The 24,921-nt window shown below is 61.4% G+C and carries 23 protein-coding genes; 16 read left to right on the top strand and 7 right to left on the bottom strand.

Annotation, left to right across the window (positions count from 1 at the left end):
• The first annotated feature begins 7 nt into the window (after window positions 1-7).
• The 6 genes from odhB to HU715_RS15225 all read left to right on the top strand — a co-directional run bounded on the left by odhB (window position 8) and on the right by HU715_RS15225 (window position 7,880).
• Window positions 8-1,231, top strand: coding sequence for a 2-oxoglutarate dehydrogenase complex dihydrolipoyllysine-residue succinyltransferase (odhB, locus tag HU715_RS15250; protein ID WP_186708140.1), 1,224 nt, complete (start codon window positions 8-10; stop codon window positions 1,229-1,231).
• 111 nt (window positions 1,232-1,342) lie between these two features.
• A complete protein-coding gene (lpdA, locus tag HU715_RS15245) occupies window positions 1,343-2,779 on the top strand; it encodes a dihydrolipoyl dehydrogenase (RefSeq protein ID WP_186708138.1) in 1,437 nt (478 codons plus the stop codon).
• Between the two features lie 196 nt (window positions 2,780-2,975).
• Window positions 2,976-4,142 carry an ADP-forming succinate--CoA ligase subunit beta gene (gene sucC / locus HU715_RS15240; RefSeq protein WP_003179235.1) on the top strand — a complete coding sequence of 389 codons (1,167 nt, stop codon included), beginning with the start codon at window positions 2,976-2,978 and terminating at the stop codon, window positions 4,140-4,142.
• Complete coding sequence (gene sucD / locus HU715_RS15235) at window positions 4,142-5,026, top strand: succinate--CoA ligase subunit alpha (RefSeq protein WP_014339581.1); 885 nt, start codon at window positions 4,142-4,144, stop codon at window positions 5,024-5,026. The genes sucC and sucD overlap by 1 nt, the downstream gene beginning before the upstream one ends.
• Window positions 5,027-5,557: 531 nt before the next feature.
• Complete coding sequence (gene brnQ, locus HU715_RS15230) at window positions 5,558-6,871, top strand: branched-chain amino acid transport system II carrier protein (protein ID WP_053123957.1); 1,314 nt, start codon at window positions 5,558-5,560, stop codon at window positions 6,869-6,871.
• A 271-nt stretch (window positions 6,872-7,142) separates the two neighbouring features.
• On the top strand, window positions 7,143-7,880 hold the full coding sequence (locus HU715_RS15225; RefSeq protein WP_186708136.1) for a DUF599 domain-containing protein: 738 nt from the start codon (window positions 7,143-7,145) through the stop codon (window positions 7,878-7,880).
• A 73-nt stretch (window positions 7,881-7,953) separates the two neighbouring features.
• On the opposite strand, the gene HU715_RS15220 is transcribed toward HU715_RS15225, so the two are convergent.
• The gene (locus HU715_RS15220; RefSeq protein ID WP_186708134.1) at window positions 7,954-8,214 is read right to left on the bottom strand and encodes a hypothetical protein; all 261 of its coding nucleotides are present in this window, start codon (window positions 8,212-8,214) and stop codon (window positions 7,954-7,956) included.
• A gap of 158 nt (window positions 8,215-8,372) precedes the next feature.
• Here HU715_RS15220 and HU715_RS15215 point away from each other — a divergent pair, with 158 nt between their 5' ends.
• From HU715_RS15215 to HU715_RS15200, 4 genes are all read left to right on the top strand, one after another.
• On the top strand, window positions 8,373-8,849 hold the full coding sequence (locus tag HU715_RS15215; protein ID WP_186708132.1) for a PaaI family thioesterase: 477 nt from the start codon (window positions 8,373-8,375) through the stop codon (window positions 8,847-8,849).
• The gene (locus tag HU715_RS15210) at window positions 8,846-9,307 is read left to right on the top strand and encodes a PaaI family thioesterase (RefSeq protein WP_053189657.1); all 462 of its coding nucleotides are present in this window, start codon (window positions 8,846-8,848) and stop codon (window positions 9,305-9,307) included. The genes HU715_RS15215 and HU715_RS15210 overlap by 4 nt, the downstream gene beginning before the upstream one ends.
• Before the next feature lie 87 nt (window positions 9,308-9,394).
• Window positions 9,395-11,299, top strand: a complete 1,905-nt coding sequence (htpG, locus tag HU715_RS15205) for a molecular chaperone HtpG (protein ID WP_186708130.1) — start codon at window positions 9,395-9,397, stop codon at window positions 11,297-11,299.
• A gap of 69 nt (window positions 11,300-11,368) precedes the next feature.
• Window positions 11,369-12,097: a dienelactone hydrolase family protein gene (locus tag HU715_RS15200; protein ID WP_186708128.1), complete on the top strand. Its 729-nt coding sequence runs from the start codon at window positions 11,369-11,371 to the stop codon at window positions 12,095-12,097.
• 159 nt (window positions 12,098-12,256) lie between these two features.
• Here HU715_RS15200 and HU715_RS15195 read toward each other — a convergent pair whose 3' ends face one another.
• Window positions 12,257-13,117, bottom strand: a complete 861-nt coding sequence (locus HU715_RS15195) for a pirin family protein (protein ID WP_186708126.1) — start codon at window positions 13,115-13,117, stop codon at window positions 12,257-12,259.
• 183 nt (window positions 13,118-13,300) lie between these two features.
• Between HU715_RS15195 and HU715_RS15190 the strand changes: the two genes are divergently transcribed.
• Together HU715_RS15190 and HU715_RS15185 are read left to right on the top strand one after the other, a co-directional pair.
• Window positions 13,301-14,254 (top strand): amidohydrolase family protein, encoded by a 954-nt coding sequence (locus HU715_RS15190; RefSeq protein WP_225917647.1) that lies wholly within the window; start codon window positions 13,301-13,303, stop codon window positions 14,252-14,254.
• A gap of 211 nt (window positions 14,255-14,465) precedes the next feature.
• Window positions 14,466-14,930: a DUF3859 domain-containing protein gene (locus HU715_RS15185; RefSeq protein ID WP_018610122.1), complete on the top strand. Its 465-nt coding sequence runs from the start codon at window positions 14,466-14,468 to the stop codon at window positions 14,928-14,930.
• 192 nt (window positions 14,931-15,122) lie between these two features.
• Here HU715_RS15185 and fabB read toward each other — a convergent pair whose 3' ends face one another.
• From fabB to HU715_RS15160, 5 genes are all read right to left on the bottom strand, one after another.
• Window positions 15,123-16,343 carry a beta-ketoacyl-ACP synthase I gene (fabB, locus tag HU715_RS15180; RefSeq protein ID WP_186708122.1) on the bottom strand — a complete coding sequence of 407 codons (1,221 nt, stop codon included), beginning with the start codon at window positions 16,341-16,343 and terminating at the stop codon, window positions 15,123-15,125.
• 11 nt (window positions 16,344-16,354) lie between these two features.
• Complete coding sequence (gene fabA / locus HU715_RS15175; RefSeq protein ID WP_003204400.1) at window positions 16,355-16,870, bottom strand: 3-hydroxyacyl-[acyl-carrier-protein] dehydratase FabA; 516 nt, start codon at window positions 16,868-16,870, stop codon at window positions 16,355-16,357.
• A 248-nt stretch (window positions 16,871-17,118) separates the two neighbouring features.
• Window positions 17,119-19,026 carry an ATP-binding protein gene (locus HU715_RS15170; RefSeq protein ID WP_186708120.1) on the bottom strand — a complete coding sequence of 636 codons (1,908 nt, stop codon included), beginning with the start codon at window positions 19,024-19,026 and terminating at the stop codon, window positions 17,119-17,121.
• On the bottom strand, window positions 19,023-19,955 hold the full coding sequence (locus HU715_RS15165) for an ABC transporter substrate-binding protein (protein WP_186708118.1): 933 nt from the start codon (window positions 19,953-19,955) through the stop codon (window positions 19,023-19,025). The genes HU715_RS15170 and HU715_RS15165 overlap by 4 nt, the downstream gene beginning before the upstream one ends.
• On the bottom strand, window positions 19,956-22,079 hold the full coding sequence (locus tag HU715_RS15160) for a TonB-dependent receptor plug domain-containing protein (protein ID WP_186708116.1): 2,124 nt from the start codon (window positions 22,077-22,079) through the stop codon (window positions 19,956-19,958).
• A gap of 199 nt (window positions 22,080-22,278) precedes the next feature.
• On the opposite strand from HU715_RS15160, the gene HU715_RS15155 reads away from it, so the two are divergent.
• From HU715_RS15155 to HU715_RS15140, 4 genes are all read left to right on the top strand, one after another.
• Window positions 22,279-23,304 (top strand): NAD(P)H-dependent glycerol-3-phosphate dehydrogenase, encoded by a 1,026-nt coding sequence (locus tag HU715_RS15155; protein WP_186708114.1) that lies wholly within the window; start codon window positions 22,279-22,281, stop codon window positions 23,302-23,304.
• A 29-nt stretch (window positions 23,305-23,333) separates the two neighbouring features.
• Window positions 23,334-23,681: a DUF4389 domain-containing protein gene (locus HU715_RS15150; protein WP_053123936.1), complete on the top strand. Its 348-nt coding sequence runs from the start codon at window positions 23,334-23,336 to the stop codon at window positions 23,679-23,681.
• Window positions 23,678-24,121, top strand: coding sequence for a phosphohistidine phosphatase SixA (gene sixA, locus HU715_RS15145; protein WP_186708112.1), 444 nt, complete (start codon window positions 23,678-23,680; stop codon window positions 24,119-24,121). Before HU715_RS15150 ends, sixA begins: the two co-directional genes overlap by 4 nt.
• A 96-nt stretch (window positions 24,122-24,217) precedes the next feature.
• Window positions 24,218-24,661 carry a hotdog fold thioesterase gene (locus HU715_RS15140; RefSeq protein ID WP_186708110.1) on the top strand — a complete coding sequence of 148 codons (444 nt, stop codon included), beginning with the start codon at window positions 24,218-24,220 and terminating at the stop codon, window positions 24,659-24,661.
• The last annotated feature ends 260 nt before the right edge of the window (window positions 24,662-24,921 follow it).

Raw genomic sequence — 24,921 nt, 5'->3', positions numbered from 1 at the left:
ACAGATAATGGCTATCGAAATCAAAGCCCCGTCATTCCCGGAATCGGTTGCCGATGGCACCGTTGCCACCTGGCACAAAAAACCAGGCGAGGCCGTCAAGCGTGACGACCTGATCGTCGACATCGAGACCGACAAGGTCGTGCTGGAAGTATTGGCCGAAGCTGACGGCGTGCTGGGCGCAATCGTTGCCGAAGAGGGCGCTACCGTTCTGTCGAACCAGGTCCTGGGCTCGATCGAAGAGGGCGGCGCTGCTGCCGCCGCTCCAGCCGCCGCTGCTGCACCGGCTGCCGCTCAGGCCGCTGCGCCTGCTGCTTCGGGCGAAGACGATCCAGTCGCCGCGCCTGCTGCTCGCAAGTTGGCTGAAGAGAATGGCATCAACATCGCTTCCGTTGCCGGCACTGGCAAGGGCGGTCGTGTGACCAAGGAAGACGTGGTGGCAGCCGTTGCCGCCAAGAAAGCCGCGCCAGCCGCCGCGCCTGCCAAGCCTGCCGCACCTGCCGCCGCCGCTCCGGTGTTCGCTGCCGGTGATCGCGTTGAAAAACGCGTTCCGATGACCCGCGTTCGCGCCACCGTGGCCAAGCGTCTGGTTGAAGCCCAGTCGAACATGGCGATGCTGACCACTTTCAACGAAGTCGACATGACCGAAGTCATGGCGCTGCGTTCGAAGTACAAGGACCTGTTCGAGAAGTCCCACAACGGCGTACGCCTGGGCTTCATGTCGTTCTTCGTCAAGGCTGCCACCGAAGCGCTGAAACGCTTCCCGGCCGTCAACGCGTCGATCGACGGTTCCGACATCGTCTACCACGGCTACGCCGACATCGGTGTCGCGGTCTCCAGCGACCGTGGCCTGGTGGTTCCGGTACTGCGCAATGCCGAACTGATGAGCCTGGCCGAAATCGAAGGCGGCATCGCCACCTTCGGCAAGAAGGCCCGTGACGGCAAGCTGTCCATCGAAGAGATGACCGGCGGTACGTTCACCATCACCAACGGTGGTACATTCGGTTCGATGATGTCGACCCCGATCGTCAACCCGCCGCAAGCGGCTATCCTGGGCATGCACAACATCCTGCAGCGTCCGATGGCGATCAACGGTCAGGTCGTGATTCGTCCGATGATGTACCTGGCTCTGTCCTACGATCACCGCCTGATCGACGGCAAAGAAGCCGTGACGTTCCTGGTCACCATCAAGAACCTGCTTGAAGATCCGGCTCGTCTGCTGCTGGATATCTGATTTTCGCCGCGAGGGCCGGTCTGTCGACCGGCCTCTTGCTGAAACAACCGGTTTCGTCCCTCGACGGTCACCCCCAGTGATCGTCCGGTTTGATTCGAAAAGGAATGACTCATGACTCAGAAATTCGACGTGGTAGTGATTGGTGCGGGCCCTGGCGGCTACGTAGCGGCCATCAAGGCTGCGCAACTGGGCCTCTCCACTGCCTGCATCGAGAAATACACCGACAAGGAAGGCAAACAGGCCTTGGGCGGTACTTGCCTGAACGTCGGTTGCATTCCGTCCAAGGCGCTGCTGGACAGTTCCTGGAAATACAAGGAAGCGAAAGAAAGCTTCAACGTTCACGGTATCTCTACCGGTGAAGTGAAGATGGACGTCGCCGCGATGGTTGGCCGCAAGGCTGGCATCGTCAAGAACCTGACCAGCGGTGTCGCCACCCTGTTCAAGGCCAACGGCGTGACCTCCATCGAAGGCCACGGCAAGCTGCTGCTGGGCAAGAAAGTCGAAGTGACCAAGCCAGACGGCTCGGTTGAAGTGATCGAAGCCGAAAACGTCATCCTGGCACCCGGCTCGCGTCCAATCGACATTCCACCGGCTCCGGTCGACCAGAATGTGATCGTCGACTCCACCGGCGCCCTGGAATTCCAGACCGTGCCAAAACGCCTGGGCGTGATCGGCGCTGGCGTGATCGGCCTCGAGCTGGGTTCGGTATGGTCGCGCCTGGGCGCTGAAGTGACCGTGCTCGAAGCCCTCGACACCTTCCTGATGGCCGCTGACACCGCGGTATCCAAGGAAGCGCTGAAAACCCTGACCAAACAGGGCCTGGACATCAAGCTGGGCGCTCGCGTGACCGGTTCGAAGGTCAACGGCGAAGAAGTCGTGGTGACCTACACCGACGCCAAGGGCGAGCAGACCATCACCTTCGACAAGCTGATCGTTGCGGTCGGCCGTCGTCCGGTGACCACCGACCTGCTGGCTGCCGACAGCGGCGTGGAAATCGACGAGCGCGGCTTCATCGCGGTCGATGACCATTGCGCTACCGCCGTACCGGGCGTGTTCGCCATCGGTGACGTGGTTCGCGGCATGATGCTGGCCCACAAGGCATCCGAAGAAGGCATCATGGTCGTCGAGCGCATCAAGGGCCACAAAGCCCAGATGAACTACGACCTGATCCCATCGGTTATCTACACCCACCCGGAAATCGCATGGGTTGGCAAGACCGAGCAGGCCTTGAAAGCCGAAGGCGTTGAAGTTAACGTCGGCACCTTCCCGTTCGCCGCCAGTGGCCGTGCCATGGCAGCCAACGATACCGGTGGTTTCGTGAAAGTCATCGCCGACGCCAAGACGGATCGCGTATTGGGCGTTCACGTCATTGGCCCAAGCGCTGCCGAGCTGGTACAGCAAGGCGCGATCGGTATGGAATTCGGCACCAGCGCTGAGGATCTGGGCATGATGGTCTTCTCCCATCCGACCCTGTCCGAAGCCTTGCACGAAGCGGCCCTGGCCGTAAATGGCGGCGCCATCCACGTGGCCAACCGCAAGAAGCGTTAATAGACAATAAGAAACCACGGCGGTATGGCCCGTCGTGAGCCTTGCGAGCAAGACTCACCGCGGAATATCCGCTGGACGCAGCCTTGCGTAGCGACACTGGTTCACCGGAACGCTACGCAAGCAGCAGTCACAGGTGGTGCGGCACCACAACGGTGCAGCACCGAATGCGCAGTACCTAACGAAGACGGTAATAAGCATGAATCTTCACGAGTATCAGGGTAAGCAGCTGTTCGCTGAGTACGGCCTGCCAGTATCCACCGGCTACGCGGTAGACACCCCGGAAGCGGCAGCAGAAGCTTGCGACAAAATCGGCGGCAGCGAATGGGTTGTCAAAGCCCAGGTTCACGCCGGTGGTCGCGGTAAAGCGGGCGGCGTCAAGCTGGTTCGCAGCAAAGAAGACGCCAAAGCCTTCGCACAGCAGTGGCTGGGCAAGCGTCTGGTGACTTACCAGACTGACGCCAACGGCCAGCCAGTCACCAAGATCCTGGTTGAATCGTGCACTGATATCGCTAAAGAGCTGTACCTGGGCGCTGTCGTTGACCGTTCGAGCCGCCGCATCGTGTTCATGGCATCCACCGAAGGTGGCGTGGACATCGAGAAAATCGCTCACGATACCCCTGAGAAAATCCTCAAGGCCACCATCGATCCACTGGTTGGCGCACAGCCATTCCAGGGTCGCGAGCTGGCATTCCAGCTGGGTCTGGAAGGCAAGCAGGTCACTCAGTTCGCCAAGATCTTCGTAGGCCTGGCCAAGCTGTTCCAGGACCACGACCTGGCCCTGCTGGAAGTGAACCCGCTGGTGATCAAGGCCGACGGCGACCTGCACTGCCTCGATGCCAAGATCAACATCGACGCCAACGCCATGTACCGTCAGCCTAAGCTGAAGACTTTCCACGATCCGTCGCAAGACGATCCGCGCGAAGCGCACGCTGCCAAGTTCGAACTGAACTACGTAGCCCTGGAAGGCAACATCGGCTGCATGGTCAACGGTGCCGGCCTGGCCATGGGTACCATGGACATCGTCAACCTGCATGGCGGCAAGCCAGCCAACTTCCTCGACGTGGGCGGCGGTGCTACCAAGGAACGTGTTACCGAAGCGTTCAAGATCATCCTGTCCGACACCAACGTCGCTGCAGTACTGGTCAACATCTTCGGCGGCATCGTTCGCTGCGACATGATTGCCGAAGGCATCATCGGCGCCGTGAAAGAAGTCGGCGTGAAAATCCCGGTTGTTGTTCGCCTTGAAGGCAACAACGCTGAGCTGGGCGCTAAAGTACTGGCAGAAAGCGGTTTGAACATCATCGCTGCTACCAGCCTGACCGACGCTGCTCAACAAGTCGTTAAAGCTGCGGAGGGCAAATAATGAGCGTCCTGATCAACAAAGACACCAAGGTTATCTGCCAGGGCATTACCGGTTCGCAAGGTAGTTTCCACACCCAGCAAGCCCTGGAATACGGCACCAAGATGGTTGGCGGCGTAACTCCGGGCAAAGGCGGCACCGAGCACCTGGGCCTGCCCGTGTTCAACACCGTGAAAGACGCTGTAGCCGCCACTGGCGCCACCGCCAGCGTGATCTACGTTCCAGCACCTTTCTGCAAGGACTCCATCCTTGAAGCAGCGTTCGGCGGCATCAAGCTGATCGTCTGCATCACCGAAGGCATCCCGACCATCGACATGCTGGAAGCCAAGGTCAAGTGCGACGAGCTGGGTATCACCCTGATCGGCCCTAACTGCCCAGGCGTGATCACTCCGGGCGAATGCAAGATCGGCATCATGCCAGGTCACATTCACTTGCCAGGCAAGGTCGGTATCGTGTCCCGTTCCGGCACCCTGACCTACGAAGCCGTGAAGCAGACCACTGACGCCGGTTTCGGTCAGTCGACTTGCGTCGGCATCGGCGGTGACCCGATCCCAGGCTCGAACTTCATCGACATCCTGAAGCTGTTCCAGGAAGACCCGAAGACCGAAGCGATCGTCATGATCGGTGAGATCGGCGGTTCGGCTGAAGAAGAAGCGGCTGCCTACATCAAGGCCAACGTGACCAAGCCGGTTGTTTCCTACATTGCTGGTGTGACTGCTCCTCCGGGCAAGCGCATGGGCCATGCTGGCGCAATCATCTCTGGCGGCAAAGGCACTGCAGACGAGAAGTTCGCTGCGCTGCAAGACGCAGGCGTAAAAACCGTGCGTTCGCTGGCAGACATCGGCAAGGCCCTGGCCGAGCTGACTGGCTGGGAAATGAAGAAGTAAGCTTCGGCTGACCTTTTCGTTCCAGCAACAAAGGCCACCTCCGGGTGGCCTTTGTCGTTTCTGGCCGACTGTACAGCCGTTTTACTTGGGAAATGTAGGGAGGTCCTTGTGGCGAGGGAGCTTGCTCCCGCTCGGCTGCGAAGCAGTCGTAAACCAGGCTGCGCCGTCTTACCTGAATAGATCCGGTTTGCCTGTATTAGGGCTGCTGCGCAGCCCAGCGGGAGCAAGCTCCCTCGCCACAAAGGCATGAGCGCATTGCATTGTGGGAGCGAGCTTGCTCGCGATGACGGAATTACAGTCGTCAACCATTTAGATGCAAAAACGCGACACGGGAGCGTCGTGCATCGGATAGTTTGCCCCTTTACAGTGCGTTTTATCGCCAAATTCGTTAGGCTAGCAGCCATTTTTGCGATCGCTGCCCAAAAGGAAGCGCCGCGCTAAACGGGTCGGTCCCATACGGATCGGCAGCATTTCCCTCTACCCTCGGGGAAATCCCTCTCTAAATTCCGATTCAGTAGTGTGGTTTCCTTAATGAAAGTGTTGAAAGGCCAGGACATCCTGGCGCTTGGTTTCATGACATTTGCCCTGTTCGTCGGGGCTGGCAACATCATCTTCCCGCCTATCGTCGGTTTGCAGTCCGGGCCCCATGTCTGGATGGCGGCGCTGGGCTTCTTGATCACCGCGGTCGGGCTGCCGGTCATCACGGTCGTTGCGTTGGCCAAGGTCGGTGGCGCGATGGATGCCCTGAGCAGCCCCATCGGCAAAATCGCCGGTGGGTTGCTGGCGGCGGTGTGCTACCTGGCTGTCGGCCCGCTGTTCGCCACGCCACGTACCGCCACCGTTTCGTTCGAAGTCGGCTTGGCGCCTCTGACCGGTGAAAGCCCGCTGGCGCTGTTCCTCTACAGCGCGGTGTATTTCCTGCTGGTGTTTTTCATCTCGCTCTACCCGGGCCGCCTGCTGGACACCGTCGGACGTTTCCTTGCTCCCCTGAAGATCATCGCCCTGGCCGTGCTCGGCATCGCTGCGTTTGCCTTGCCGGCCGGCGATATCGGCGTGGCCACGCCTGAATACGTGGCGGCGCCGTTTTCCCAAGGCTTCATCAATGGCTACCTGACCATGGATACCCTGGGCGCCTTGGTGTTCGGCATTGTCATCGTCAATGCGATCCGCTCCCGGGGCGTCGAGTCACCGGCCCTGATCACCCGTTACGCGATCATCGCCGGGCTGATTGCCGGCGTGGGTCTGGCGCTGGTCTACGTCAGCCTGTTCCGCCTGGGTTCGGGCAGCCATGAAGTGGCCGCGGGCGCAACCAATGGCGCCGCCGTGCTGCACGCCTATGTGCAACACACCTTCGGCAGCCTGGGCAGCGGTTTCCTGGCGGTGCTGATTTCCCTGGCGTGCCTGGTGACCGCGGTCGGCCTGACCTGCGCCTGCGCCGAGTACTTCAGCCGCGTGTTGCCGCTGTCCTACAAGACCTTGGTGGTGATCCTGGCGGCCTTTTCGCTGTTGGTGTCCAACCTGGGCCTGACCAAGCTGATCGCGTTCTCGATTCCGGTCCTCACCGCGATCTACCCACCGTGCATCGCCCTGGTGGCCCTGAGCTTCTGCAAGGACTTCTGGCACGAGCAGGGGCGCATCGTTGGCCCGGTGATGCTGGTGTCGTTCCTGTTTGGCCTGATCGATGCGCTCAAGGGCGCGGGGCTGGCGGACTGGATGCCGACGCAACTGGCTCACTTGCCGCTGAGCGAGCAAGGCCTGGCCTGGCTGGTGCCTTCGGTGATGACCCTGGCGGTCGCGGTGGTGTGTGATCGCCTGCTGGGCAAGCGCAGCGAAGCGTTGGCGTAAGCGACAACAGGCAGATCCACCGGCAAGAACCGAAATGCCCCGTATCAATCGATACGGGGCATTTTTTTTGGGCGGCAGTGTCTTTTTCCGTGGGTAAACGTCGAAGCAGTGTCTTGAAAAACCTGCAGAACCCTGTGGGAGCGGGCTTGCTCGCGAATGCGGTGTACCAGCTACAAATATGCCGTTTGACACACCGCATTCGCGAGCAAGCCCGCTCCCACAGGGGTCCATTGCAAGTTGCCACAGCTTTGTTTTCGTCACAGGAAATCGAATGTCATTCATCCAAGCCAACCTGATCCATCTGCTTGCCGCCGCCTGGTTCATCATCTGCTGGGCGGGCTACACCCGTTATGCCTCCTGGAAGGCCCGCGACACGGCCTGCCTGGCCAGTGTCATGCACCTGTACCGCGAAGACTGGATGCGCCGCATGCTGTTGCGTGAGAACCGCATCGCCGATGCCAGCGTGATCGGCAACCTGGAGCGCAACGCCTCATTCTTCGCCTCCAGCACGCTGATCATCCTGGCGGGCATCCTGACGGTGCTTGGGGCCTCGGATCGGGCGGTGTCGTTGCTGGCGGACATCCCCTTGGTGCAACAGGCTTCCCAGGGCATGGCGGAGGTCAAGTTGCTGTGCCTGGCACTGGTGTTCGTGTATGCGTTCTTCACGTTCAGCTGGTGCATGCGCCAATACAACTTCGCGGCGGTGCTGATTGGTTCGGCACCGATGATCGGCGAGCGCCATGTCTCTGAGCAAGAGCGCAAAGCCTTCGCACTAAGGGCGGCGCGGGTGATTTCCATGGCGGCCAACCAGTTCAACTTCGGCCTGCGTGCCTATTACTTCGGCATGACCATGTTGGCGTGGTTTGTCAGCCCCTGGTTATTCATGTTGATGAGTGCTGGCGTGGTGTTCGTGTTGTATCAGCGTGAGTTTCACTCCGATGTGCTGGATGTGATGGTCTATACCCCCACCGAAGCACCAGCGCCCGAGGCCGGCAAGGAAGCGGCCTGACAGACGCCGCCTCCAAATCACAGGCAAAAGAAAACCCGCGCCAGGCGGGTTTTCTTTTACTGCTAAAACCGTATCAGTTGGTTTTAGGCGCTTCAGGAGCAGGAGCAGGAGCTTGTTCCTGCTGCGCGGCACTGTTCGATTCAGACTGAGCTTTGGCGGCTTCGGCGTTTTCTTTCGCCGCGTCGTTCACTTTATCCTGTGCTTTGTTCATGTCTTGCTGAGCTTGCTCAGCGTGTTGTTGGGCATCTTGAGCTTTGTCCTCGGATTTTTTATCGCAGGCAGCGAGGCCGAGGGAAGCGGCCAACATCAAGGCAATAGCAAAAGTCTTACGCATGGGGTGTTTCTCCTTATGGAAATAACTACTGGCCTTTTGAGCGCGCCCCTTCAGGTTAAGTTCCTCTTTTGCTACAGATATATAACTTTGGACGCTCGCGGAACTTTAGCGAACACGCCCGTTGCCGGGCCTCTGCACAAACGAGGGCATTGATGGACATGGCTGAAGATCCCATTTTTGAGCGTGCGACGCGCTTTTTATCGGCCCTGCGACATTGCCAGGTGCTGGGCTTGAAGTTGCACGGCGCCAATCGTGACGGGCTGACGCTCGTCCTGCCGTTCAGCCCGAAAATCGTCGGCAACCCTCTGACGGGCATCATCCACGGCGGCGCGCTGACCTCATTGATGGACACCGCGTGCGGCATGTCGACCCTATGCGTGCTGCCGCAATTCGAAGTTTGCCCCACCCTCGACCTGCGCATCGACTACATGCACGCCGCCGAGCCCCACAAGGACGTCTACGGCTTCGCTCAATGTTATCGGGTGACCCCGGACGTGATTTTCACCCGGGGGTTCGCCTATCAAGACGATCCCGAACAACCCATTGCCCATGTGGTGGGCACGTTCATGCGCCTGGGCCAGCATGCCAGGGGAATGGGCAAGGCCAGTCCGATAACCACCGTGGGCCAACCATGACCGATACCACCCAGGAACAACTGCGCCGCGCCTGCGAGCAGGGCGACTACGCGCTGCTGCTCGCCTCGATCCCCTATGCCCAACTGATCGGCGTCGAATGCACGCGCCAGGGCGACGACTTGGTGTTTCGCCTGCCGGCCAACAAAGACAACATTGGTAACCCTTTACTGCCGGCCATCCACGGCGGGGTCATCGCCGGCTTCATGGAGCTGGCAGCCGCCGTTCATCTGTTGATCGCCACCGGCACGCCAGGCATACCGAAAATCATCGACTTTTCCCTGGATTACCTGCGCACTGGACAGTTTCGCGACACCTACGCCAAATGCCAGGTCTGGCGCCAGGGCCGACGGGTCGCCAACGTCGCGATCACCGCCTGGCAAGACGTCGAGGCGCAACCCATCGCCACTGCCCGCGCCCATTTCAAGATCCAGGAACCCTCAAAACCCGATCGCCCTTGAAATCATCCGCGTCGCCCCCACCTTGAGGACATCCCGCCGCCAATCTCAGCGAGGCGGACACCACCATCCACTTGGAGTTTGATGACCATGAGCGTGGAAACTCAAAAGGAAACCCTGGGCTTCCAGACCGAGGTGAAGCAACTGCTGCACCTGATGATTCACTCGCTGTATTCGAATAAGGAAATTTTCCTTCGCGAGCTGATTTCGAACGCCTCTGACGCTGTCGACAAATTACGTTTCGAAGCCCTTTCCAAGCCTGAACTGCTGGAAGGCGGCGCCGAGCTGAAAATCCGTGTGAGCTTCGACAAGGACGCGAAAACCGTCACTCTCGAAGACAACGGCATCGGCATGAGCCGCGAAGAAGTGATCACGCACCTGGGCACCATCGCCAAGTCCGGCACCGCCGACTTCATGAAGAACCTGTCCGGCGACCAGAAGAAAGATTCCCACCTGATTGGTCAATTCGGCGTCGGGTTCTATTCGGCGTTCATCGTGGCCGACCAGGTCGAAGTGTTCAGCCGCCGTGCCGGCCTCGCTGCGAGCGAAGGCGTGCATTGGTCGTCCAAGGGCGAAGGCGAGTTTGAAGTCGCCACCGTCGACAAGGCTGATCGCGGTACCCGCATCGTGCTGCACCTCAAGTCCGGCGAAGACGAGTTCGCCGACGGTTGGCGCCTGCGCAACATCATCAAGAAGTACTCCGACCATATCGCGCTGCCCATCGAGCTGCCGAAGGAAGTCACCGCCGCCGAAGGCGAAGAAAAGCCTGAAGTGGAGTGGGAAACCGTCAACCGCGCCAGTGCCCTGTGGACCCGTCCACGCACCGAAGTGAAAGACGAGGAATACCAGGAGTTCTACAAGCACATCGCCCACGACTACGAGAACCCGCTGAGCTGGAGCCATAACAAGGTCGAAGGCAAGCTGGAGTACAACTCACTGCTGTACGTGCCGGCCCGTGCACCGTTCGACTTGTACCAGCGCGAAGCGCCACGGGGCTTGAAGCTGTACGTGCAGCGTGTGTTCGTGATGGACCAGGCCGAATCGTTCTTGCCGCTGTACCTGCGCTTCATCAAGGGCGTGGTGGATTCCAACGATTTGTCGCTGAACGTTTCGCGGGAAATCCTGCAGAAAGATCCGATCATCGACTCCATGAAGTCGGCACTGACCAAGCGCGTGCTGGACATGCTGGAAAAACTGGCGAAGAACGAGCCTGATCAGTACAAGAGCTTCTGGAAGAACTTCGGCCAAGTGATGAAGGAAGGTCCGGCCGAGGATTTCGCCAACAAAGAGAAAATCGCCGGCCTGCTGCGCTTTGCGTCGACCCAGGGTGACGATGGCGAGCAGATCGTTGGCCTGGCCGATTACCTGGCCCGCGCCAAGGAAGGCCAGGACAAGATCTACTACCTGACCGGTGAAACCTATGCGCAGGTCAAGAACAGCCCGCACCTGGAAGTCTTCCGCAAGAAAGGCATCGAAGTGCTGCTGCTGACCGACCGCATCGACGAGTGGCTGATGAGCTACCTCAACGAGTTCGACGGCAAGAGCTTCGTCGATGTGGCCCGTGGTGACCTGGACCTCGGCAACCTGGATTCGGAAGAAGACAAGAAAGCCGCCGAAGAAGTCGCCAAGAGCAAGGAAGGCCTGGTCGAGCGGATCAAGACCGCCCTGGGCGACGCTGTCAGCGAAGTGCGCGTCTCGCACCGCCTGACCGACTCCCCGGCGATCCTGGCCATCGGTGAGCAGGACCTGGGCCTGCAAATGCGCCAGATCCTCGAAGCCAGCGGCCAGAAAGTCCCGGACTCCAAGCCGATCTTCGAATTCAACCCGGCCCACCCGCTGGTGGAAAAACTCGACAACGAGCAGAGCGAAGAGCGTTTCGGCGATCTGTCGCACATCCTGTTCGACCAGGCGGCCCTGGCGGCCGGCGACAGCCTGAAGGACCCGGCGGCGTATGTGCGTCGCCTGAACAAGCTGTTGGTTGAACTGTCAGCTTAAACAAGTGCAGGAAAAACCCGCTTCGGCGGGTTTTTTCATTTCTGGTGTTCAGTCAAAGAGGAGTCCGTCATGAGTCAGGTTACGGTTCGTTCGCTGGTCTATCAGATCGATGGTCAAAGTTATGAAGGGCGCCTGGCCTTCGACATTAACCAGCAGGGCCCGCGCCCGGGTTTGCTGATGGCGCCGAACTGGATGGGTGTCGGGGCGGGTGCCGAGGACATTGCCAAGTCGGTGGCGGCCAACGGTTATGTGGTGCTGATCGCCGACTTGTATGGGCAAACGGTGCGCCCGACCAATGCCGATGAGGCGGGGGCGGCGATGATGCCCCTCAAGAACGACCGGGCATTGTTGCGCAAGCGCATGCAGGCTGCGTTCGAGCAGTTGCAAAGCCAAGGCGAAGCCGAGGTCGACACGACGAAGCTGGCCACGTTCGGCTTCTGCTTCGGCGGTTGCTGTTCACTGGAGTTGGCGCGCACCGGCGCACCGCTCAAGGCCGCGATTTCCTTCCACGGCACCCTGGATACACCGAACCCGGCCGATGCGCAGAACATCAAGGGCGCGGTGCTGGTGATGCATGGCGCTTGCGACCCGCTGGTGCCGAAAGAGCAGCTGCCGGCCTTTGAAGAGGAAATGAATGCCGCCGGGGTGGATTGGCAGTTGCTGAGCTACGGCGGTGCGGTGCACTCGTTCACTGATCCGCAGGCCAATGTGCCGGGCAAGATGATGTACGACGCCAAGGTTGCCGGGCGGGCGTTCCGCTCGATGCATAATTTGTTGGATGAAGTGTTCAAGGGCTGAGGTTGGGGCGGGTACTGAGCATTGTTGGTGTCAGGACTGGCCCCTTCGCGAGCAAGCCCGCTCCCACAGTGGATCTGCGATGCCCACAGTGCTGCGGGCGACTCGGTCCTTGTGGGAGCGGGCTTGCTCGCGAAGGGGCCCAGCCAGACAACCCTGAACTCAGGGCAGCTCGATCCGCTCGCTTTCCCCCGGCACCGTCGGCCAGTCCCCAGCCGCCCAGCGCCGGCGGGCTTCATCGATCCGGGCCGGGTCGCTGGAAACGAAATTCCAGTTCATCCGCCGCGGCCCGTCCAGGGGCGCGCCGCCGAACAGCACGGCATGGCAATCGCTGTCGGCAAACAGTGTCATTGCTTCCCCGGCTGGCAATATCACCAGGGAATGGGCTTCTACCGGCTCACCCTCCAATAACGCCTCGCCACTGAGCACATACAGGGCCCGTTCTTCATGCTCGGTGGGAATCAGCAAGGTCGTTGCGGTCTGCAGGTTCAACTCGGCGTACAGCGTTGGCGACAGCACCGGTACCGGTGATTCCAGGCAAAAGCCTCTCCCGGCGATCATGCGGATGCCGACCCCCAGGTTCTCACTGACCGGCAGGCTCTGCGCGGGGTGATGGCTGTAGTGCCCCGGGCCCTGTTCGTGGGACTTGGGCGAGGCCAGCCAGACTTGCAACCCGTGCATGACGAAAGGGCTGCCCAGCAATGACTCCGGGGTGCGCTCGACGTGGGCGATGGCGCTGCCGGCGGTCATCCAGCTGACATCGCCAGCGTCCACCACCTGGTCGGAGCCCAGGCTGTCCTTGTGCTGGAGTTTGCCTTCGAACAGGTAGGTGAGGGTGGACAGGCCAATGTGTGGATGCTGGCGGATGTTCATGCCTTTGCCGGCCGGGTAGGTGGTTGGCAGCATATGATCGAAAAACACGAAAGGCCCGACGCTGCGGCATTTGGCGGACGGCAGCGGGCGAAGGATCGGCTGGCCTTCGACGTCTTCGGCGCGGGGGCGAACGGTCAGGAGGGTGGTCATGTTGTCTTCCAGGTTGAACAACGGTTGGCCGAAGCATAACCCGCCGCCGGCAGACACTGCACATGCGCCTTGAACCCAGGCGGGACGGCGAGGGTCTACGCTGTTCATGGCTTCTGGAGACCGCCCGTGCCTTTGACCCGTTTGATCCTTGCCTGGCTGCTGGTCGTTTCGAGCGCCACCGCCATGGCCCGCGAATATGCCTACAGCGATGCGCACCTGCATTACGTCGATTTCTTCCAGGAAAGCGCCGGCATGCCCAAGCTGCTTCAGGCGATGGCGGACAATCGCATTGAGCATGTGATGATTTCCGGCGTGCCGGTGGCCAAGAAATGGCATGAGGACGAGCCCAAGCGTCCGCGTTATTACGCCGGTGATGACGCGGACGCCTATTGGTACAGCGCCACCGATGTGATCGTCGCCGCGGCAGTGAGCAAGCTGACCGACGAACAGCGCCAGCACTTCCATCCGTTCCTGTCGGGCTTCAATCCCAACGACAAGAACTCCGCCGCCCATATCCAGCGCATGCTCGATCTCTATCCGGGGTTGTGGCAGGGCATCGGTGAGGTCTTCACCCGCCATGACGACCTGACGGCGCTGACCTCGGGCGACACGCCACGGGCCAACAACGAAGCCATGACGCGGATCTATCACCTGGCGGCGGAAAACGACCTGCCAGTGATGCTGCATTCCAACATCACGTCCAAGCGTGAGAAAAATCCGCTGTACCTGGCGGAAATCGAGGAGCCGTTGCGCAATCACCCGCATACGCGCTTCATCTGGGCTCATGCAGGCACCAGCATGGAAATCCATCGTCACCAGACCTGCTTGGATTTTCTGCTGCCGACCCTGACCCGCCTGCTCGAGGCCTACCCCAATCTCTACGTCGACCTGTCCTGGAGCGTACTCACGCCGTACTTGCTGGATGAGGCGGGCAAGCCTCGGGTTGAGTGGGTAAAGCTGGTGGAGCGCTTTCCTGAGCGTTTCATGGTGGGGTCGGATGTGGTTGGGCGTTTCAACAAGTTGGGTGAGGAACTGCGCAGCTTCGATCCGTTCCTCGATGCCTTGCCGCAAGACGTGGCGAGGAGAGTGGCGCGGGATAACTTCCTGGCGGTGCTGCCCCGCTCAGTGGCCCGCTAAGCCCGCTTTTGTGGCGAGGGAGCTTGCTCCCGCTGGGCTACGCAGTAGCCCCAAAACCTGGCGACTGCTGCGCAGTCGAGCGGGAGCAAGCTCCCTCGCCACAGGGGCAACCCTATCCCCGGGCCATAGCTGGCATGGCCAACATCGCTTTGTCATCAGCCTGTCACTCCCGCGTCATACCCTCGCGCTCATCTCAATCAAGGAGCGCACTATGCACCTCACCCGTTCAAGCGCACTGGTCGCGCTGTTGTTGACCTGCGGCCTGGCCCAGGCGGAAGTTCGTGTCGAAGGCCCGGTGGAATATGGTGTCTTTGAAGGGCCCCAGGCTGAGTTGCAATCGGGCGAGCGGGTCCTGCGGCGCAGCAACGAGCAGATCCGCCAGACCGAGAGCGTACCGGCGAAGCTGGGCACCAAATTCGGCATGCGCTATCAGTTGGCTGGCAAGGTTGCTGACGACCAGCCGTTGACCCTGTTGTACTTCACTCCCGGTATCCGCACCCCCGATGGCGTGCGCCACGACAAGTTCGAGGTCATCCAGAAACTGGTACCTGGCGCACCCCAGGATGTCATGGCCTACGAATTCACCGAAAGCCACGAAGTGGTGCCGGGAGAGTGGCGATTCATGGTGTTCCAGGGTGATCGGCTGCTGACACAGCAGCGGTTTGTCGTGCGCTGAATTCCACCCACTGCAGATCTCATGTGGGAGCGGGCTTGCTCGCGAATGCGGAGTGTCAGCTAGCAATGTGCCGTCTGACCCGCCGCATTCGCGAGCAAGCCCGCTCCCACAAGGTATTCAGGCATATCCGTCAGGCAAAAAAAACGCCCCGAACCAGTCGGGGCGTTTTTTTGTGTGGCGTAGCAGCGGGGCTTACTTGCCCTGCCAGCGCTTCATCACCAGGGTGGCATTGGTGCCACCGAAGCCGAAGCTGTTGCTCATCACGGTATTGATGGTGGCGTTTTCGCGAGTCTTGGTCAGGATGGGCAGGTCGGCCACTTCCGGGTCCAGCTCGTCGATGTTGGCCGAACCGGCCATGAAGTTGCCTTCCATCATCAGCATGCAGTAGATCGCTTCGTGAACGCCGGCGGCGCCCAGGGAGTGACCCGACAGGCTCTTGGTGGAGCTGATGGCCGGGGCCTTGTCGCCGAACACTTCGCGCACACCCTTCATTTCCGCGACATCGCCGACCGGGGTCGAGGTGCCGTGGGTGTTCAGGTAGTCGATCGGTGCATCGACGGTGGACATGGCCATCTGCATGCAGCGCACCGCACCTTCGCCGCTTGGCGCGACCATGTCGTAGCCATCGGACGTGGCGCCGTAGCCGACGATTTCCGCGTAGATCTTCGCACCACGGGCCAGGGCGTGTTCCAGCTCCTCGACCACGACCATGCCGCCGCCGCCAGCGATGACGAAGCCGTCACGGTCGGCATCGTAGGCACGGGAAGCTTTTTCTGGCGTGTCGTTGCGCTTGCTGGACAGGGCACCCATGGCGTCGAACAGGAACGACTGGCTCCAATGTTCTTCTTCACCGCCGCCGGCGAACACGATGTCCTGCTTGCCCATCTGGATCTGTTCCATGGCGGTACCGATGCAATGGGCACTAGTGGCGCAGGCAGAAGCGATGGAGTAGTTCAGGCCCTTGATCTTGAACGGCGTGGCCAGGCAGGCCGAAACGGTGCTGCTCATGGTCCGCGTGACGCGGTATGGGCCGACACGCTTGACGCCTTTTTCGCGCAGGATGTCCAGCGCTTCCATCTGGTTCAAGGTGGAGGCACCGCCGGAGCCGGCGACCAGGCCGGTGCGCGGGTTGGAAACCTGCTCTTCGGTCAAGCCGGAGTCAGCGATGGCGTCCTTCATGGCCAGGTAGGCGTAGGCCGCCGCATGGCCGACGAAACGGTAGATCTTGCGATCGATCAGTTCTTCGAGGGGAAGGTCAATGGAGCCGGAAACCTGGCTACGCAGACCCATTTCGGCATATTCCGGGTTGAACCGGATGCCAGGGCGACTTGCACGCAGGTTAGCGGAGACGGTCTCTTTGTCATTGCCCAGGCACGAAACGATGCCCAGACCAGTGATAACGACGCGGCGCATGCGGATAACCCTTAGAAGTTGTCAGTGGAGGTGAAAACGCCGACCCGGAGGCCTTCGGCGGTGTAGATCTCGCGACCGTCCACGGCAACCGAACCATCGGCAATGGCCATGTTCAGCTTGCCCTTGAGGACGCGTTTGATATGAATGTTATAGGTGATTTTCTTGGCGGTCGGCAGGACCTGACCAAAGAACTTCACTTCGCCCGAACCCAGGGCGCGTCCGCGACCTGGCAGGCCTTGCCAGCCGAGGAAAAAACCGACCAGTTGCCACATGGCGTCCAGGCCCAGGCAGCCCGGCATCACCGGATCGCCTTCGAAGTGGCAGGCGAAGAACCACAGGTCCGGAGTGATATCCAGCTCGGCGACCAATTCACCTTTGCCGTACTTGCCACCCTCTTCGCTGATATGGGTGATGCGATCCACCATCAGCATGTTCGGGGCGGGCAGTTGCGCGTTACCTGGGCCGAACAGCTCACCGCGACTGCAGCGCAGCAGATCTTCCCGGGTAAAGGCGTTTTGTTTGGTCATGCGAGCTCCTCAATAGTCCCATGCGGCAGGGTGGGGCAAATCTTCCCGGCCGATCGAAGCGTTCATGCCTCGAATCGACAGCCTACTCATAGACTATTGCGTTGTAGTGAAAGTCACAGCACACGGGAAATGAATGTACACCTGTGCACTGAAATTTTTATTCAAGCCCCAATCGAGGCTCGTTCGGGTGCCTAAGACTGCCGCACTTTCGCCTTTCACGCCAGTCACAGATGGTCTGGCGAGCTGTTCTAATTCACCCAGCGCTGCAGAATCTGTTGCAGTTCGTTCCTTTTGAACGGCTTGGCCAGGTAATCGTTCATGCCCGCCGCGAGGCAGGCTTCGCGGTCGCCCTGCAAGGCGTTGGCCGTCAGGGCGATGATCGGCACCTGGTCGCAACCCGGCAACTGGCGGATCTGCCGCGTGGCTTCGTAGCCATCGATGATGGGCAACCGGCAATCCATGAGGATCGCTTCGAAAATCAGGCTTTCGGCGCTGCGTACGGCCTGGGCGCCATCGGTGGCGATGCTGACGGTGAAACCCAGGCTGCGCAGCATGGCTTCGACCACCGTCTGGTTGACCGGATTGTCTTCCACCAGCAACACGTTGCGGCCTTCGCCATCGCCGCTGCCGCTGCCGATAGGCAGGCGCGGCACCAGGGTCGCTGGTGTCTGGCGCGACAGGGCCAGCGGGATCTCGAGAGTGAACACCGAGCCTTGGCCTTCTTCGCTCTGGGCCCGCAGCGTCCCGCCCATGCGTTCGGCCAGGGTGCGGGCGATCGGCAGGCCCAGGCCTGTGCCGCCGTAGCGCCGGGAAATCGAATTGTCGGCCTGCTGGAAGGCATCGAACATGCGCTCCAGGCTCTCGGCGGGGATGCCGATGCCACTGTCGCGCACCGTGCAGGTGAACCACAGCAGTTCGTGGTCCAGGGCCTGCCACTGGCATTGCACGGTGACACGGCCTTGCTCGGTGAATTTCAGTGCGTTGCCGATCAGGTTCACCAGGATCTGCCGGATCCGCGTCGGATCGCCCTGGACCTGCAAGGCCTGCATGTCGTCCGGGACCAGCAGGTCCAGGCCCAGCTTGCGCTGCGCGGCGCTGTGCTGGAAAGACTGCGCGCAACTGCCCACCAGTTCGGCCAGGTTGAACGGGATGTGCTCCAGTTCCAGGGCCGAGCGCTCGATGCGCGAGAAGTCGAGGATGTCGTTGATCACTTTCAACAGGTGTTCGGTGGATTCCGAAGCCAGCGCCGTGTACTCGTGCTGCTCGTCGGTCATGCGGGTGGTTTCCAGCAGCTGCAACATGCCCAGTACGCCGTTCATGGGCGTGCGCAGTTCATGGCTCATCATCGCCAGGAACTCGGACTTGGCGCTGTTGGCTTTTTCCGCTTCTTCGCGGGTCTTGATCAGCTGTGCCATGGCCTGCTGCTGTTCGCGGCTGGCTTGTTCCAGGCCGTCGGCCAGGTTGTTGATGTGCCGCGACAAGGCCCCCAGTTCGGTGTCATCGACGATGGGCAGCGGGGTACTGTAGTCGCCTTGCTGGATAGCCTTGACCGCGTTGCCGATGTCGCGGATCGGCCGGGACAGGCTGGTCGCCAGCCGACGTGCCACCAGGAAGGTGAACAGCAGGGCGAACAACGCCAGGATCGCGGCCTTGAACAGGATTTCCTGTTGCCGCTGGCTGAAGGCGTCGCTGGACATGCCGACGATCACGCGGCCCAGGTAATCCTCGCCAGCCGCCTCCATGGCGCTGCTGTTGCCTTGCAGGAAATCATTGTTCAGGGCAATGCGCTGCAGGCGCACCGGGGCCTGGAAGACGTCGATCTGCTGGGCACGGCTGTGGACCTGCTCGGGTTGTTCGACATACACCAGGACCTTGTCGGCGCTGTCCTGGACTTCCAGGAAGCGCACGTGTGGGGTCGCCAGGGTTGCGGTGAGCAGGCTTTCGAGCACCTCTTTGTTGCCGGAAATCACGCCGTATTCCGTGGCGGGGGCCAGTTGGTTGGCGATCAGTTGCCCGGTGTGATTGAGCTCCTGGCGCAAGTCCTGGATCCGCACGAAGGTAAAGAAAGTGATCAGCAGCAAGGTCAGCAGCAACGCTGGGCCGAGGGCGATGAGCTGGGTGCGGGTGTTGATGTCCCAACGGCGACGCAAGGTCATGGGCGGTGTTCTCCTTCGGCCAACGTTGCCGCGACGGATTCGGCGTCAATCGGTTCGATCCCCAGCGAGCGGGAGACCTGCCGGTTGCCCAGGACTTTGAAGCGGTCCGGATACAGCGTGCGCGGCCAGGTCGTGGCGGGGCGGTCAAGCAGGTCGTCGAGAATCGCCAGCCAGTCTTGTTGGTCGCTGTAGGTGCTGGCCAGGCTGCCGGCCTTGACGAATGCGGCGCTGGGCCCGATCAGCGCGCGTTGCCGGGCATAGCTGCTGAGCAACAGGTTCTTCACGGTCTTGGGGTTGTACAAGTCGGGGTCATCCAGGCCCAGCAGCACATCGCTTTGGCCCAGCAGGTTTTGCAGGGGACGGCTGTCGCTGGTGTCGTCCCAACGTTCGCTGACGATGACCAGGCCCAGCGGTGCCGCGGCCTGTTGGAGATCCTTGAGCAGGAATTCACTGTGGGTGTCATACAGCACGCCGACCCGTCGCACTTGCGGCAGGATGGTGCGGATCAGCCGCAGTTGCCGCGCCATCGGTGGATCGCTCCACAGCAGGCTGAGGTGCGCGGGCGTCGCATCGCCCAGGCGGTCGCGGGCTTGCTGGCGGCTGATGCGCAGGACCAGGGTGGCCGGGCCCCGCGCGTCTTGCAGGCGCCACTCCAGGCTGGGCAAGTCAAGCAGGATCAGGCGCACAGTGTCCGGCAGCTTGTCCGGCGTCGGCAGGTTGGCCAGTGGTGTAAAGCGTACGCTGTCTTCGGGGCGCAGGGTTTTCAGGGCCTGGGTGAAAGACTGTACGCCGGGGCTGTCCTCGGCGCCGGTCAACAGGATTTCGGCGGCCCTGGCCTGGAGGGTTGCCAGCCAGCCGGCAAACACCAGGCACAGGGCCAGCGTCAGGCGGCCATGAAATGGCGTCTTGCGGGGGCGGCGCCGGGACATCTAGAACGATAGCTCCGCGCTGAAGTACACCACATGGCGGGAGTCGTAGCGGTTGTCGACGAAGGTCATGGGCTGGTTGTCCAGGCGCTGTTGCAGCACGCCCGCCAGTTCCAGGCTGGCCTTGCCCAGGGGAATGCGCCGGGCGAGGCGGGTGTCGACCCGTTCGAAGCGATAACCGTTGAGGTCGTCGGCGGCGTAGTAGAACAGCGCACTGTTCCAGCCCTGGCCCCAGTCCCGTAGCCAGCCGGCCGAACCGCTGTTGCGGGCGGTCAGTTGTTCGTCGAGGGGGTTGCTGGCCTGGGCGTCGACATAGGCATAGGTCAGGCGCAGACGGTCGGCGCTGGTCATGCGCCAGTCGAACTGGGTCTCGACCCCGGAGAACTGCGATTCATTGGCATTGCTGGCGATGTACTGATTGTTGCGCAGCGGTTCGCTGATCATGCCGGTGATTTCGTCATGGAACAGCTTCACGTCGACCGCCAGGCCCACGTCCACGAAATAACCGTTGTAGCCCAGTTCCCGAGAGCGCATGTGCTCTTGCTCCAGGTTGCCCGGGCCGCGGGTCCGGACGAAATAACGGGCACTGTTCTGGCCGAAGGCGGCAGGCTGCAGGTTGGTGACCTGGTAGCTCCAGTTGACGTTGTTCTCGAACATGTCCGGCGAGCGCACGGCTTCGGAGTACACCGCCCGCAGGCCGTGGCGCGGGGTGATCAGGTAGTTGACCGCGACCCGTGGGGTCAGCGAGCTGCCGGTCAGGCGGGTGTCCTCGAACATCGCGCCACCCTGCAATAGCCAATGCTCGGTAGCCCGCCATTCGAGCTGGCCGAACAGGCGCCAGGTGGTGTCGTCCAGGGTGCCGTTGAAGTACGTCTCCGAGTCGGCCCGGTCGTAGCGATAATTGGCGCCGGTGACCAGTCGCAGGCTGTCGGACAGGCTCAGGGTGTCCTGGATCTCCAGGTCGTAGCGCGATTCCCGGGCGCTCTGGTCGATATCGCCGCACAGGGTCCGCGAGGCGCCGTTGCGCCACTGATCGAGCACCTGGTTGGCCAACGCCTGTTCCTGTGGCGTGCCGGGTGGCGCGCCGATGCTGGTATAGCTGGGGATATTGCGCGCCAGCTTCTCGGCATAGTTGGGGTTGAGCTGCCACAGGTCGGTCAGTTGCGGGCTGAAAGACACCTCGGCGTCACAGGCGCGCCAGGTCTGTTGGCGATCCCAGTGCTGGATCGAGCCTTGTACATAAAGGCTGTGGTCGGGATCCAGGTCCAGGTTCCAACGCAGTGAGCCGGCATAGTCCTTGGCGATGACGTCGGAATTATCCCCAGCGGCGGTAATCCCGGCGAACACGGGACGGTAGGTATAAGGTCGCTGGTTGGTCCCGTCCTTGGCGTTCAATTGCCAGTCGATGCTCTGCCGTTCGTCCAGGGTCTGGCTGACGGACAGATTGAAGCGATTCAGGCGGCGGCTGTCGCGGTAGTCGGCACCGTTGCGGTCGCTGTCAAAGCCATCCTCCTCCTGGCCGGACAGCGACAACCGCAGGTCGCCGCCTTCCCAGCCGCTGCCCTGGCTGGCGTACCAGTCACTGATGCCACGCTGGCCCCGGGTGATTTTCAACCGGGTGCCATGGCTGTCGGCCGGGACGCGGGTGATGATGTTGACCACCGCCATCAGCGCGTTGGCGCCATAGCTGACGGTGTTGGGGCCGCGGAAGACTTCGATCCGCTCGATGTCTTCCATGGCCACCGGAATATCGCTCCAGTCCACGGTGGCCAGGCCGGCGCGGTACACCGAGCGGCCGTCGATCAGCACTTGCATGCGCCGCGCTTCGCTGGCGTTGGTGCCGTGGTAGTTCACGGCGGCCTGGTTGCCGGTGATGTTGCCGACCATCATGCCCGGTACCAGGCGCAGCAATTCGCTGATGTCCCGGGCGCCGCTGGCCTTGATCAGCTCGCTGTCGAGCACGGTCATGCTGCCTGGCACCGCCGCCGGCGATTGCTTCAGGCGCGTGGCCGTCAGTACCTGGGGCAGGGGCTGGCTGTCCACGAACAAGTCGTCGGCCAGCACTGGCGGGCTGATGATCAGCGCCAAGAGCAGGGACGAACCTGAACGGGAAGGGCCAACGGACACGGCACAGCCTATGAGAACGGACGGATGACGGGCATGTTAACTGAGCTGAACGACTTTTCCATTCACGTTGACAGCATTTTCCTGGGAATTGGTGGTCAGCTTCCTACAGCTGGCGGTAATTGTTGCCGGGGCTGGTCGCCATCCGGCCGCTCCGTATAATGCCCCGCATTGCCACTTGGTATGGATGAACGGATTGCATATGACTGAACAGCGCCCGATTGCGGTCCTGGGGGGCGGGAGTTTCGGTACCGCCGTGGCTAACCTGCTGGCCGAGAATGGCCACCCGGTGCGCCAGTGGATGCGTGACCCGGAACAGGCCGAGGCCATCCGGGTCAACCGCGAGAACCCACGTTACCTCAAGGGCATCAAGATCCGCCCGGAAGTGGTGCCGGTGACTGACTTGCAGGCCACCCTGGAGGGTAGCGACCTGTTCTTCGTCGCCTTGCCGTCCAGCGCCTTGCGTTCGGTGTTGGCACCCCATGCCGAGCGCCTGAGCGGCAAACTGTTGGTGAGCCTGACCAAGGGCATCGAAGCCCAGACCTTCAAGCTGATGAGCGAAATTCTCGAAGAAATCGCCCCCAAGGCGCGGATCGGTGTGATTTCCGGTCCGAACCTGGCGCGGGAAATCGCCGAGCACGCGCTGACGGCCACGGTGGTCGCCAGTGAGGATGAGCAATTGTGCCAACAGGTCCAGGCCGCACTCCATGGCCGCACCTTTCGGGTCTACGCCAGTGCTGACCGTTTTGGAGTGGAGTTGGGCGGTGCACTGAAGAACGTCTATGCCATCATCGCCGGCATGGCGGTGGCGCTGGACATGGGCGAGAACACCAAGAGCATGCTGATCACCCGCGCGCTGGCGGAAATGACCCGCTTCGCCGTCAGCCAAGGCGCCAACCCGATGACCTTCCTGGGATTGGCCGGAGTGGGCGATCTGATCGTCACCTGTTCCTCGCCCAAGAGTCGCAACTATCAGGTCGGCTTTGCCCTTGGCCAAGGCTTGAGCCTTGATGAGGCTGTGTCGCGCCTGGGTGAAGTGGCCGAAGGGGTCAATACCCTCAAGGTGCTCAAGGCCAAGTCCCAGGAGGCGGGGGTGTACATGCCGCTGGTCGCCGGGCTGCACGCGATCCTGTTCGAAGGGCGCACGCTGGAACAGGTGATCGAGCTGTTGATGCGTGGTGAACCGAAGACCGACGTTGATTTCATTTCCACCAGCGGTTTCAACTGAACCGCTATTGACGCAAGCAGGAGCGAGCCATGAACGATCCGCAAGGGCAACCCCAATACGAATCCATCCTGCTGCGTGTGCTGTGGATGGTGGTTTACCTGCTGGTCTGGCAGGTGGCGCAATTCATCCTCGGCGCCGTGGTGCTGGTGCAATTGATCTATCGGCTGATCTACGGCGCGCCCAGCGCGAGCCTGATGAATTTCGGTGACAGCCTGAGCCAGTTCCTGGCGCAGATCGGCCGTTTCGGCACCTTCCACAGCGACCAGAAGCCCTGGCCGTTCGCGGACTGGCCGACCCCACGCACGCCGGAAGGTGAAGCGCCTCACGCCGTGGCGCCGGCGCCGCATCCGGTCCGGGACGAGGAGCCGAAGCTATGAAACTGTGGGTATTGCGTCACGGAGAGGCAGAGCCCCATGGTGTGCGTCCCGATCCAGAGCGGGTCTTGACGGTGCATGGCCGCGAGGAAGTGTTGCTCAGTGCCGGCCGGTTGATGGGTGAGCCATTGCGAGCCATCTATGCCAGCCCTTATGTGCGTGCCCAACAGACCGCGCAACTGGTGCGCGAAGCACTGGGCTTTGAACCTGAACTGATCACCGTCGACTGGCTCACGCCGGAGACTCGGCCGGCCGATGTGTTGCGGCATCTGAAGGATCAGGACGACGTGCTGCTGGTCAGCCATAACCCGTTGGTGGGCAGCCTGCTGGGCCTCCTGCAGCACGGCCACCTGCAACAGCCCGAGCAAGTGCAAACGGCTGGGCTGGCCGAGCTGGAAGGCGATATGCCGCTGGCCGGGGCGATGAGCCTCAAGCGCCTGTAATACCTGATCCACCCCAGCGTCTGCATCGCGGGCAAGCCTTGCTCCCACCGTGCTGTGCAGGATTGAATGTAATAAAACCAAAAAGGAAGGGCAGCGATGAGTCTGTGGCGCACCACCCCCAACATCGAGCAACTGAACGCCGCCGGTAAAAACACCATCAGCGAAGTGCTGGATATCCGTTTCGAGTCGTTCGACGACGAGTCCCTGACCGCCAGCATGGTGGTCGATCAGCGTACCCACCAGCCGTTCGGCCTGTTGCATGGCGGTGCTTCGGTGGTCCTGGCCGAAACGGTCGGGTCCATGGCCGCCTACCTGTGTGTGGATGCCAGCAAGTTCTATTGCGTCGGCCTGGAGATCAATGCCAACCACCTGCGCGGCGTGCGCAGCGGACGGGTAACGGCCACGGCCCGGATGGTTCACCTGGGCCGTACCACCCAGGTCTGGGACATTCGCCTGGTCAATGACGAGGGCAAGCTCAATTGCGTGTCGCGCCTGACCATGGCCGTGGTGCCGCTGGGTGAGCAACCACCGGCGCGTTGAACCCCTTATGGCGGGTGAAACGCCCTTGTGGCGAGGGAGCTTGCTCCCGCTGGACTGCGCAGCAGGCCCAAGACCAGGCGCTGCGGTTTATCAGGCAGATGTTTTGGGGGCCGCTTCGCGGCCCAGCGGGAGCAAGCTCCCTCGCCACAGGTTTCATCGCTCATACAACCCCATAGCCCAAGCCCGACTGTCATCATTCCTGTCAGTTACGGTCATTGCCGCGCCGTCGGGTTCTGCGGACAATCTGCCGCAGTTCCCCA

This window comes from Pseudomonas zanjanensis, assembly GCF_014268745.2.
GTDB classification, from domain to species: Bacteria; Pseudomonadota; Gammaproteobacteria; order Pseudomonadales; family Pseudomonadaceae; genus Aquipseudomonas; species Aquipseudomonas zanjanensis.
The sequence above is the reverse complement of the archived record's forward strand: the minus strand, read 5'-3'. Positions and strand labels throughout refer to the sequence as shown.

Excerpts from the sequence above, each read along its gene's own strand:
- htpG (WP_186708130.1), top strand. The coding sequence starts at position 9,395 with ATGAGCGTGGAAACTCAAAAGGAAACCCTGGGCTTCCAGACCGAGGTG.
- sucD (WP_014339581.1), top strand. The coding sequence starts at position 4,142 with ATGAGCGTCCTGATCAACAAAGACACCAAGGTTATCTGCCAGGGCATT.
- HU715_RS15150 (WP_053123936.1), top strand. The coding sequence starts at position 23,334 with ATGAACGATCCGCAAGGGCAACCCCAATACGAATCCATCCTGCTGCGT.
- sixA (WP_186708112.1), top strand. The coding sequence starts at position 23,678 with ATGAAACTGTGGGTATTGCGTCACGGAGAGGCAGAGCCCCATGGTGTG.
- HU715_RS15225 (WP_186708136.1), top strand. The coding sequence starts at position 7,143 with ATGTCATTCATCCAAGCCAACCTGATCCATCTGCTTGCCGCCGCCTGG.
- brnQ (WP_053123957.1), top strand. The coding sequence starts at position 5,558 with ATGAAAGTGTTGAAAGGCCAGGACATCCTGGCGCTTGGTTTCATGACA.
- odhB (WP_186708140.1), top strand. The coding sequence starts at position 8 with ATGGCTATCGAAATCAAAGCCCCGTCATTCCCGGAATCGGTTGCCGAT.
- HU715_RS15190 (WP_225917647.1), top strand. The coding sequence starts at position 13,301 with ATGGCCCGCGAATATGCCTACAGCGATGCGCACCTGCATTACGTCGAT.
- HU715_RS15210 (WP_053189657.1), top strand. The coding sequence starts at position 8,846 with ATGACCGATACCACCCAGGAACAACTGCGCCGCGCCTGCGAGCAGGGC.
- HU715_RS15200 (WP_186708128.1), top strand. The coding sequence starts at position 11,369 with ATGAGTCAGGTTACGGTTCGTTCGCTGGTCTATCAGATCGATGGTCAA.
- HU715_RS15215 (WP_186708132.1), top strand. The coding sequence starts at position 8,373 with ATGGCTGAAGATCCCATTTTTGAGCGTGCGACGCGCTTTTTATCGGCC.
- fabB (WP_186708122.1), bottom strand. The coding sequence starts at position 16,343 with ATGCGCCGCGTCGTTATCACTGGTCTGGGCATCGTTTCGTGCCTGGGC.
- HU715_RS15170 (WP_186708120.1), bottom strand. The coding sequence starts at position 19,026 with ATGACCTTGCGTCGCCGTTGGGACATCAACACCCGCACCCAGCTCATC.
- HU715_RS15155 (WP_186708114.1), top strand. The coding sequence starts at position 22,279 with ATGACTGAACAGCGCCCGATTGCGGTCCTGGGGGGCGGGAGTTTCGGT.
- HU715_RS15140 (WP_186708110.1), top strand. The coding sequence starts at position 24,218 with ATGAGTCTGTGGCGCACCACCCCCAACATCGAGCAACTGAACGCCGCC.
- fabA (WP_003204400.1), bottom strand. The coding sequence starts at position 16,870 with ATGACCAAACAAAACGCCTTTACCCGGGAAGATCTGCTGCGCTGCAGT.
- sucC (WP_003179235.1), top strand. The coding sequence starts at position 2,976 with ATGAATCTTCACGAGTATCAGGGTAAGCAGCTGTTCGCTGAGTACGGC.
- HU715_RS15165 (WP_186708118.1), bottom strand. The coding sequence starts at position 19,955 with ATGTCCCGGCGCCGCCCCCGCAAGACGCCATTTCATGGCCGCCTGACG.
- lpdA (WP_186708138.1), top strand. The coding sequence starts at position 1,343 with ATGACTCAGAAATTCGACGTGGTAGTGATTGGTGCGGGCCCTGGCGGC.
- HU715_RS15185 (WP_018610122.1), top strand. The coding sequence starts at position 14,466 with ATGCACCTCACCCGTTCAAGCGCACTGGTCGCGCTGTTGTTGACCTGC.
- HU715_RS15220 (WP_186708134.1), bottom strand. The coding sequence starts at position 8,214 with ATGCGTAAGACTTTTGCTATTGCCTTGATGTTGGCCGCTTCCCTCGGC.
- HU715_RS15195 (WP_186708126.1), bottom strand. The coding sequence starts at position 13,117 with ATGACCACCCTCCTGACCGTTCGCCCCCGCGCCGAAGACGTCGAAGGC.